This window comes from Rhodoluna sp., from assembly GCF_044232805.1.
In the GTDB taxonomy this organism is placed as follows: Bacteria; Actinomycetota; Actinomycetes; order Actinomycetales; family Microbacteriaceae; genus Rhodoluna.
The window spans coordinates 1-9,059 of the sequence record NZ_JBIILG010000043.1 but is presented as its reverse complement, the minus strand read 5'-3'; the positions used below and the strand labels follow the sequence as shown (position 1 = coordinate 9,059).

Genomic DNA, 9,059 nt, shown 5'->3' with positions numbered 1-9,059 from the left:
TCCTTTTGCACCAGTTAGAGTACCAGGTGCAAAGTCCTTGAAGTTAGCTAGGTTTCCATCAACAAAGTAAAGCTTGTCGGCTGGGAATCCGCTTAGACCAGGAATAATGGTCTTTACTTCTTCGAAGGTGATCAGAGCAATTGCGTCTGGGTTAGTTGCAAGAACTTCTGCAATCTGAGATGTGAAGTTAGTGTCACCGGTGTTGTATGTCGGTGCAGCTGTAACTTCTCCACCTGCAGCTTCGAAAGCCTCAGTTACGAAACTAGCAAGACCAGTTCCGTAGGAGTCGTTTAGAACGATCAGTCCAAGAGTCTCGTGACCATCAGCCGCGATTAGGTTACCAAGAACCTCACCCTGTAGAACGTCAGAAGGAGCGGTACGGAAGTACAGTCCCTTGTCGTCGTAGGTGCTCAACGCAGCAGATGTGTTTGCAGGTGAGAACTGAACTACTCCAGCTCCAACAACCTGGTCGATGAACTGCAATGAGGTACCAGATGAAGCAGCACCAATGATTGCGTTAACGCCAGCGTTTAGAAGACGAGGAATCTCGGTCTCGTATGCCTTGTTGTCGGTGTCACCAGAGTCTCCCCAAGTAACCTCAACCTGAACACCCTTGTCAGCTTCGTTGATCTCCTTGATAGCAAGAGCAACACCAGCTTCTTCAGGTGGGCCTAGGAAGGCCAGGTTTCCGGTCTGCGGAAGTGCAGTACCGATCTTTAGTGTTAGCTCGCCGCCAGCAGCGCCACCGTCTCCGGTTGCTGCGCAACCAGAAAGAACCAAAGCAGCAGCAGCTAGAGTAGCGACTGCAGTAGCGGTCTTCCTGTTACGACGAGAGAATGAAAATGAGCTCATTTTTCTCCTTTATATAATGGTTTTTGAACCATCTCCTAAGATATGGTTCAAGTTCCCAAGTATAGGTTGGCTAAGTTTCGAAAACCATAGCCTTCAAGCCCCACTTGACTCTTCAGGAATTCGTAGCCTTGAAATCGGCCAAAAATAGCCAAAAAGGTCTGTATTTGTAGCCAAAATAGTCAATTTGCTTCGAAATCAGTTGCCAAAAGCCACTTTTTTGGCTTTATTACAATTCGGTTTCAAAATCTGGAACAGGTCTCCATTAGGAAATCTGAGGGGTTGTTTGCTTACCTCTGTTGGACAGCCGCCTAAGAGCGTCGAAAGACAAAATGGCCAGCGCTAGCCAGACCATTATGAAACCAAACCAGCGAGCTGGTGCCATTAGCTCCTGAAAATAGAACAGCCCAAGCAAAAACTGCAACGTTGGGGTCAAATACTGCATGAAGCCGATGTAACTTAACGGGACTCGTTTAGCGGCTGCTCCAAAAAGCAACAACGGAATAGCAGTTAGGAATCCATAGGCCGCTAAACCAAGCGATGGTAACAATCCGGCAGATCCAAACTGAATCTCAGAGAAGGTTGCTAGAAACACCAGCTGGGCGATACCCAATGGAAGCAGCATCGTAGTTTCGATGGTGAAGCTATTCAGTGCAGAAACTTTCCCACCCAAACGATTTTTAGCTAGGCCATAAATCCCAAAAGAGAAGGCAAGCAAAAGTGCAATTACCGGTGGCTGCCCAAGACTAAAAGTCATTACCAAGACCGCCGCAGTGCCGAGCCCAACTGCTACCCATTGAAAGACATTTAGCTTTTCTTTCAGGAATATTGTTGCGAGCGCTATGGTCACCAGTGGATTTATGAAATACCCAAGCGAGGCTTCAATCACATGTCCGTCGGCAACGGCAAAAACATAGACTTGCCAGTTGATGTAGATCACAACGGCAGCAAGAGATATCCAAAGCAACTGTTTGGGTTGAGAAAACACTGCACGATATTCAGCAAACTTTCTGGTAATCAGGATTGCGCCAATTCCAAAAACGAATCCAAAGATTACTCGCCAGACAACAATCTCAAACGGTTCGGCGAAAGACAGTGCTGCGATGACAATTGGGAAAGAACCCCAAATTAGGTAGGCAGAAAGACCGTAGCCAATTCCTTTGCCTATAGCTTTCTCGCTCACACACTAAATCTAGGGGTAAATAAAAACCCCCCAAGCAAGCTAGCCTGTGGGGTTTTTATAGAAAATGACTACTTGGTTACGATCGCCAATACGTCTCTGGCAGAAAGTACTAGGTACTCCTCGTTGTTGTACTTAAGCTCAGTGCCGCCGTACTTGGAGAAAATGACGATGTCGCCAACTGAAACATCAACCGGGATTCTTACTCCCTTGTCGTCAACGCGTCCTGGCCCAACGGCGATAACCTCAGCCTCTTGGGGCTTTTCCTGAGCTGTGTCAGGAATAACAAGACCTGAGGCAGTTACCTGCTCGGCAGCTGATGGACGAACAACAATACGATCTTCAAGCGGCTTGATTGAAACCGACATTATGACCTCTTCTTTGACTAAGTTTTAGGTGGATTAGCACACTCGAGGTGAGAGTGCTAACTAAACAATAGCACGGGAACAAGGGCTCGGCCAAGGCGGGCTTGGTAGCCTGTAGCGATGGAGCGCGAGGACTTTATAAGGCTGGCTAGCCCTGGAGGCCAGTTATTACTTGATGAGCTGGTCTACTCCTCCGACACCGATGTGCTCAAGATGGTGGCTGGGCTTCGAAAAGCCGGCCATGACCCAATGACCGTGGCAGCTGCTCTAACCCAAGCAAAGCTTCGAAAAAGGGCCATAGCCAAGTTTGGTGACTTTGCTTCCAGCATGCTCTTCACCGAGGCTGGGCTTGAGCAGGCTTCCAGGCTCAAAGTCGCTGCCCTGAACGCGGGCAGGTTCCGGGCTGCAGGTATAAAAGAGGTAGCAGACCTAGGCTGTGGAATTGGTGCCGAATCAATGGCCATGGCCGCACTAGACATAAAGGTCCAAGCCTTTGAAATTGACGAGGTTACCGCAGCCGTTGCCACCTATAACTTGGCAGCCTTTGAGAACGTAACCGTGGAGCTGGCTGATGTTGAGCAGCTCGATCTTTCCCAGTTCGAGGCTTTGTTTTTGGATCCCGCTAGACGAGAGCTAAATGGGCCCAAAAAGGCCGAGGCCCAAAGACATTTTGATCCGGCGAACTACTCACCGAATTTCGATTTCTGTCTAGCCGCGGCCAGATCAAAACCAACTGGGATAAAACTAGGCCCAGGTCACGACAAGAAGCAGATTCCAAATGATGCTGAGGCGCAGTGGGTTTCTGTTGAAGGCGATTTGGTTGAACTTGGATTGTGGTTTGGTTCACTCAATCGAGAAAACATTGCACGCTCGGCACTTTTGGTTACAGCTGAAGGTCAACACGAGATTAATTCCTCCAAAACCGAAAGTCCTAACGCACCACTTGGTGAATTAGGAAAGTATGTTTACGAACCAGATAACTCACTTATTCGCTCCAGGTTGATATCGGACTTTGCCGAACCGCTTGGATTGCAAATCATCAGCCCCGACATTGCTTATCTAACCTCTAATGAAAAAATCAGCTCGCCATGGACGCGCGGCTTCGAAGTAATCGATAACTTAGTTTTTGATCGCAAGCAACTCAAGGCTTATGTGAAGAAAAATGGAATCGGAATTCTAGAAATCAAAAAGCGGGGTTCTGATATTTCTCCCGAAGAGCTAAGACGTGAACTTGCACCTAAAGGGGAAGGCGCCGCCACTCTGGTTGTTACCAGAGTGGGCGACGCCCACCGAGTGCTAGTCACGCAACCCATCAGCTGACTAGAAGTTTTTTGTTACCAGTCCCAATCCATGCGGTTTCCCATTTCCATTCCGTACCTACCCTTTAGGTAAGTTCCGGCGATTAGGAATCCAATGCTTGTAAGAATCCAGAAAGCGATTGTTACGTAGCCCACAATGGTTCCGGCCAGGGCTAGTCCGCGACCGCTTTGGCCAGATTTCTTAATCTGGGTTAGGGCAACGTGTCCTGTGATGATCGCCGCTACCGCTCCAATGGAGGTTAGGGCTGTAGCGATTGAAACAACCGCTAGGGTGTTGAGTTTGGTGAAATCGAACTTCTTATCTTTGTCTGCCATGTTGGCTCCTTCTATTGATTTACCTAGTTCCATTTGAGCACCACAGTCTGGGGAAAGGGTTCGGTTTAGCTGTTAGTAGGCTGTGAGTAGAAATGCCCAAGTTTTGGCCATGTTGGCTCAAACCGTCATAATTAGAGCTATTCCCAACACGTCCCAGGAGTAAAGCAATGTCGGTTATCCAAGGAGAAGTCCAGGTTTTGGACCCAATTGGACTGCACGCTAGGCCTGCGAGCCAGATAGTCAAGCTGGTCAAGGACTCCGGGCTCGAAGTGCTGATTGGTAAACCAGGCGAAGAAGCAGCGAAGGCCAACTCCGCTCTAAGGCTTTTGGCTCTCAAGGTGGCAACAGGACAGACACTAGTCGTTCAAGTTCCAACCGAAGATGAGTCCTTTGCAACAAAGATGATCAGCGAGATTCAAGAAATTCTAAAAGGCGAATAGTTGTCTGCCAAACCAGGAACAATTCTTAGCGGTCTAGGGGTGGGGCTTTCGCCGGCCCTTGGAGAAGTGTTAGTTGTTGAACACTCGCAACTGATCCCCGAGTGGACAAAGTCAACACAGACTCCCGAGCAGGAAATTTCCGAGTTGAAATCTGCAATCGCCTTTGTGTCAAATCAACTTGATGAGCTGGGAGCAAAAGCTGGTGGCACCAGCGCTGAAATCTTTGAAGCGCTTAAGACTCTTTTGGAAGACGATGAACTTCTCGAAGTTGCATCTTCAAACATTGCAGATGGTTGGAGTGCGGCGGCGGCCTTTGGTAAAGCGGTTGATGAGTTTGCCGAGCTACTCAAGGGTGACCCAACTTTTGATGAGAGGGTTGCTGACTTTCAGGATCTATCAAAAAGAGTCCAAGCAAAGTTAGCTGGAATCAAGTTAGATCTAGATCTGCCAACAAAGGGGCGCATTGTCCTGGTTGGTGAAGATTTCTCTCCTGCCGATACGGCGCAGTTTACTGACGCGGTGGTTGGTGTTGTCACCCTAAAAGGTGGCCCAACTTCACACACCGCAATCATCTGTCGCTCCAGAAATATCGCAGCGGTTGTGTCCTGCCCGGGTGCCAGCGAATTGGCAACTGGCGACAGGGTCTTGGTGGACCCGGTTGGCGACAGGGTGATTGTGGGCGATGACGTATCTCTGGCAACCCAAGCCATCAACTTTGTCCCAATTGGCGCGAGTTCCCTAATCCCAGTTAGGGCCAACATCGGAACCCTGGAAGATGCCGAATCAGCCAGTAAAACACTGGCCGATGGAGTTGGGCTTTTTAGAACTGAGCTTTTGTATTTGTCTTCCTCACATGAGCCATCAATTGAGCAGCAAGCAAAAAGCTATAGCGAAATCTTAAAGGCTGCTCCCGAGGGTCCAATCGTGGTTAGGACAATTGACGCCGGAAGCGACAAGCCAGTTCCATTTTTGAATATGCCAGCCGAGGAAAACCCTTCGCTTGGAGTTCGTGGTTATCGACTCCTTGCCAATCATCGCGAATTCGTCGAGGGTCAGCTAAAGGCGTTGGAGCTGGCTCGCGAAGAGTCCGGTCGCGAGGTTTGGGTTATGGCCCCGATGGTTGCAACCGTTGACGAGGCAAAGACGTTTTCGGATTTGGCTCGAAGTCTTGGAAAATACAAAGTTGGAATCATGATCGAGACTCCTTCAATCGCGTTGCTGGTCGATCAACTTTCTGGCGTTGTTGATTTTGTTTCGGTTGGAACCAACGACTTGTCTCAGTATCTTTTCGCAGCAGACCGGATGAACCCATCCCTTGGCGCACTTTTGAATCATTGGCAACCGGCACTTATAAAGTCACTATCGCGCATTGCCAATGATGCCAAGCAGGCCGGGATATCATCAGGTGTCTGCGGCGAAAGCGCTTCTGATCCGGCCTTTGCAATCTTGCTGGCTGGTCTTGGTTTTGACTCGGTCAGTGTTTCTAGATCTCAAGTTGATGCAGTACACAACGCGCTTTCTTCACTTGAGTTAGAAGATGCTCAACAGGTAGCGCAAGCTGTTCTGCAGGCAAGATCTGCGGAGCAAGCCAAGGCAACCGCGCTTCGAGAAATTGGCGCAAGGTAGGGCCTAAATGGAGCTTGGTAACTGGGTTCTGTATCTTCTGGCAGTAACCGGGCTGACTTTGACCCCTGGCCCCAATGGGCTTTTGGCCCTAACCCACGGGGCAATCTATGGGAGGCGAAAGACCCTTTCGACCATTATTGGCGGCTCTGTTGGCTTTGCTACGGTTATAGCCCTTTCAATGTTTGGAATCGGAGCCCTGCTGGCAGCATCGGTTGAAATCCTCACTGTGCTCAAGTTCGTTGGTGGAGTCTATTTGATTTGGCTTGGCATTTCCGTTTGGCGCTCACCTGCCATTGGTGCACAAGACACCAAACCGGTTGCTGGTGTGAAGGGCTCGTACCTTTTTAGACAAGGCGCACTAGCAGCGCTTACTAATCCAAAAGGAATATTATTTTTTGTGGCATTCTTGCCGCAGTTTATTGATCCAAGTATTTCTCTGCTTTCGCAGTTCGTTGTGATGGCACTTACTTTTGTGATTATTGAATTCATCTACGAATACGTAGTTGCTTCTCTTGCCAATACTTTGAAGCCAGCTCTCGCGAAGTTTGGTAAACGCGTCAATCAAGTTTTTGGTGGCGTGTTTATAGCAATTGGAATTGCTCTGCCGCTTCGCGGCTAGAAATCGATAGTTGAGTAAACCCCAAAGTCAAGATTGCTTGGCTCAACGCCTGCCATAACCATCTGAGCACCAAGGGAGGCAATCATCGCGCCGTTGTCTGTGCAAAGAGATAGCGCTGGAATTCGAAGTTCAATTCCTGCCTCGGCACATCTTGCAGCTGCAACCTCTCGAAGTCTTGCGTTGGCAACAACGCCACCGCCAAGAATCAGTCTTGGAACGTTGTTATCAAGACAGGCGTTGATAGCTTTGGAAACCAGCACATCCACAACGGCTTCTCTAAACGATGCGGCAACGTCGGGAACTGAAATTGTCTCTGCCTTTGATTCGGCCAGCTCGACGTGCCTCGCGACAGCTGTTTTTAGACCAGAGAAGCTGAAGTTGTACCGGTTATGTTCCATATCCTTTGGCAGGCTAAGCCCCCTTGGGAACCTAATGGCCTTTGGATCGCCCTCTTTGGCGGCCTTATCTATCTCCGGCCCGCCAGGATATGCCAGGCCAAGTACCCGGGCGACCTTGTCAAAGGCCTCCCCAGCGGCATCATCTACGGTCTCCCCAAGCAATTCCACGTCATTCAAAATGTCCCGAACTAGCAATAAAGAGGTGTGGCCTCCGCTTACTAGTAGCGCCACAGTTGGGGTTTCGAGCTTTCCACGCTCCAAGATGTCCACCGCCACGTGAGCCACCAAATGGTTAACTGCGTAAATAGGTTTATTCAACGAAACGGCTAGCGCTTTAGCGGCACCCACTCCCACCATGAGAGCTCCGGCTAGCCCCGGGCCATTGGTAACCGCAACAGCATCGACTTGATCGATTGAAATCTTTGCATCTTGAAGTGCTTTGGCCAAAACGGATTCTAGCGCTTCTAGGTGTGCACGTGCTGCAATCTCAGGAACTACACCACCGAATCTTGCGTGCTGATCCATTGAGGATGAAATCACATTGGCAAGCAGCTTGTTCCCTTGAACAATTCCAATTCCGGTTTCATCACAACTTGTTTCAATTCCCAAAACGATAGGAGCACTCATGCGTTACCCTCCAAATCAAGACGCATCACAATAGCCGCAACACCATCTGGTTGGTAGTAGTTTTCACGGCGGTCAATCGCCTTAAAACCAAGAGAGAGATATAACTTCTGTGGCGTTGGTTTGTCCTCGCGCACCTCAAGAAAAACTTCTTTGGCTTTTTGCTCTCTGGCAAAAGCTAGAAGGCTTTCCATTAGCTTTCGCCCAACACCTAATCCACGATGGCTTTCGCTCACAGCAATGGTTTGAATATCGCAACTTGTTGATGAGGCAAGTTTGCTAAGGCCCGCATACCCGATCAAGGAATTACTTTCTTCGGCAACAACATAGGTTGTGTGCGGGGCAAGGATCTCACTTGTCATATTTGATTTAGACCAAGCGTCGTTACCAAAACAGGCTTTTTCAATCTGCATTATGTTCTCTAGGTCAGCTTCTGAGGCAATCCTTATTTGATGACTCATCCAGAAACCTTCTTCGGGTTTGCATAAGTGGCATCAGGCTCTCTAAGGTAATTGGCCTGAATGGGGCCAGCCAAGTGGCCTTCTGATTGCTGGGCAAGGGCTAGCAATCCGACGGAAGCTGCGGCAACCGGCTCCGAGATGAGCTCATACGCCTGAGCTTGTGCCTGGAGCCTAGCTTCCAGCTCAGCTTGCTTGTTGACACCAGGAACCACAAGGGCTCTAGGGACCCCGTTAGGGCTCTTGCCTTGGTAAAGGCCAAAGTAAACCTCAGATCTTCTGGCATCGGCAATCACCAAGGTCGGCTCTGTTAGAGACAAGTTGTATGCAATTGCCTCTAGAGAACCCACACCATGGAGTCTTGCTTTCGAGCCAGCGGCAAACATCTTGGCTGCAGCAATTCCTACCCGCAAGCCTGTGAATGGCCCGGGGCCAATCCCCACAGCTACGTCCGTGACTTCAGCTGCGCTGACACCTGCTTGCTCGATACAGCTCGCAATAAGTGTCCCAATGTTTTCTGCGTGACGCATTGGATTTGGGTCTTTTGCCTCAGCTACAACTTTGCCATCTACCAGCACAGCAACCGAGGTTCCTTGTGAAGTGTCAAGGGCTAAAACAATCTGCTTCATTATTTCTCACCTAGTATTTCAAAGACATCGCCGAGTCTTCCCTGACCAGAAATAGTGAGCTTACGTTCCTCAGATTCGATAAATCTTTCAATTTCAATTTCTAGAATTGATTCACTAAGGCCATCGGTAAATCCCCTGCCCCACTCGATAACTGAAATTGAGTTTGAGTAATCGATGTCTAAATCATCCAGTTCTCTGGGGGCAGACAATCGATAAGCATCGATGTGAACAAAGGGT

12 protein-coding genes are annotated in these 9,059 nt (G+C 49.2%); 4 read left to right on the top strand and 8 right to left on the bottom strand.

Annotated features, from left to right (window positions below):
* The 3 genes from AC9UES_RS05715 to groES form a co-directional block, all read right to left on the bottom strand.
* Positions 1–852 (bottom strand): ABC transporter substrate-binding protein (locus AC9UES_RS05715; RefSeq protein ID WP_509527493.1); only part of this gene is annotated, 852 nt, incomplete at its 3' end.
* A 262-nt stretch (positions 853–1,114) separates the two neighbouring features.
* The gene (gene rarD, locus AC9UES_RS05710) at positions 1,115–2,032 is read right to left on the bottom strand and encodes an EamA family transporter RarD (protein ID WP_509527491.1); all 918 of its coding nucleotides are present in this window, start codon (positions 2,030–2,032) and stop codon (positions 1,115–1,117) included.
* Positions 2,033–2,100: 68 nt separating this feature from the next.
* A complete protein-coding gene (groES, locus tag AC9UES_RS05705) occupies positions 2,101–2,397 on the bottom strand; it encodes a co-chaperone GroES (protein WP_509527488.1) in 297 nt (98 codons plus the stop codon).
* Positions 2,398–2,514: 117 nt separating this feature from the next.
* Here groES and AC9UES_RS05700 point away from each other — a divergent pair, with 117 nt between their 5' ends.
* Positions 2,515–3,714 carry a THUMP-like domain-containing protein gene (locus tag AC9UES_RS05700; RefSeq protein WP_509527485.1) on the top strand — a complete coding sequence of 400 codons (1,200 nt, stop codon included), beginning with the start codon at positions 2,515–2,517 and terminating at the stop codon, positions 3,712–3,714.
* Between the two features lie 14 nt (positions 3,715–3,728).
* Here AC9UES_RS05700 and AC9UES_RS05695 read toward each other — a convergent pair whose 3' ends face one another.
* A complete protein-coding gene (locus AC9UES_RS05695; protein WP_509527483.1) occupies positions 3,729–4,028 on the bottom strand; it encodes a DUF4190 domain-containing protein in 300 nt (99 codons plus the stop codon).
* A 167-nt stretch (positions 4,029–4,195) separates the two neighbouring features.
* Here AC9UES_RS05695 and AC9UES_RS05690 point away from each other — a divergent pair, with 167 nt between their 5' ends.
* The 3 genes from AC9UES_RS05690 to AC9UES_RS05680 are packed head-to-tail and all read left to right on the top strand — an operon-like array spanning position 4,196 to position 6,713.
* Positions 4,196–4,468 (top strand): HPr family phosphocarrier protein, encoded by a 273-nt coding sequence (locus AC9UES_RS05690; protein WP_509527480.1) that lies wholly within the window; start codon positions 4,196–4,198, stop codon positions 4,466–4,468.
* On the top strand, positions 4,469–6,094 hold the full coding sequence (ptsP, locus tag AC9UES_RS05685; RefSeq protein WP_509527477.1) for a phosphoenolpyruvate--protein phosphotransferase: 1,626 nt from the start codon (positions 4,469–4,471) through the stop codon (positions 6,092–6,094). It abuts the gene before it with no gap.
* Positions 6,095–6,101: 7 nt separating this feature from the next.
* Entirely contained in the window at positions 6,102–6,713 is a 612-nt protein-coding gene (locus tag AC9UES_RS05680; RefSeq protein ID WP_509527474.1) for a LysE family translocator, read from the top strand.
* On the opposite strand, the gene tsaD is transcribed toward AC9UES_RS05680, so the two are convergent.
* The 4 genes from tsaD to AC9UES_RS05660 form a co-directional block, all read right to left on the bottom strand.
* Positions 6,710–7,738 carry a tRNA (adenosine(37)-N6)-threonylcarbamoyltransferase complex transferase subunit TsaD gene (tsaD, locus tag AC9UES_RS05675; protein WP_509527471.1) on the bottom strand — a complete coding sequence of 343 codons (1,029 nt, stop codon included), beginning with the start codon at positions 7,736–7,738 and terminating at the stop codon, positions 6,710–6,712. The genes AC9UES_RS05680 and tsaD overlap by 4 nt on opposite strands.
* Positions 7,735–8,196: a ribosomal protein S18-alanine N-acetyltransferase gene (gene rimI / locus AC9UES_RS05670; RefSeq protein ID WP_509527468.1), complete on the bottom strand. Its 462-nt coding sequence runs from the start codon at positions 8,194–8,196 to the stop codon at positions 7,735–7,737. The genes tsaD and rimI overlap by 4 nt, the downstream gene beginning before the upstream one ends.
* Positions 8,193–8,822 (bottom strand): tRNA (adenosine(37)-N6)-threonylcarbamoyltransferase complex dimerization subunit type 1 TsaB, encoded by a 630-nt coding sequence (tsaB, locus tag AC9UES_RS05665; protein ID WP_509527465.1) that lies wholly within the window; start codon positions 8,820–8,822, stop codon positions 8,193–8,195. Before tsaB ends, rimI begins: the two co-directional genes overlap by 4 nt.
* Positions 8,822–9,059: tRNA (adenosine(37)-N6)-threonylcarbamoyltransferase complex ATPase subunit type 1 TsaE (locus AC9UES_RS05660; RefSeq protein ID WP_509527463.1), on the bottom strand; the 238-nt coding region annotated here is incomplete at its 5' end. The genes AC9UES_RS05660 and tsaB, both read right to left, overlap by 1 nt.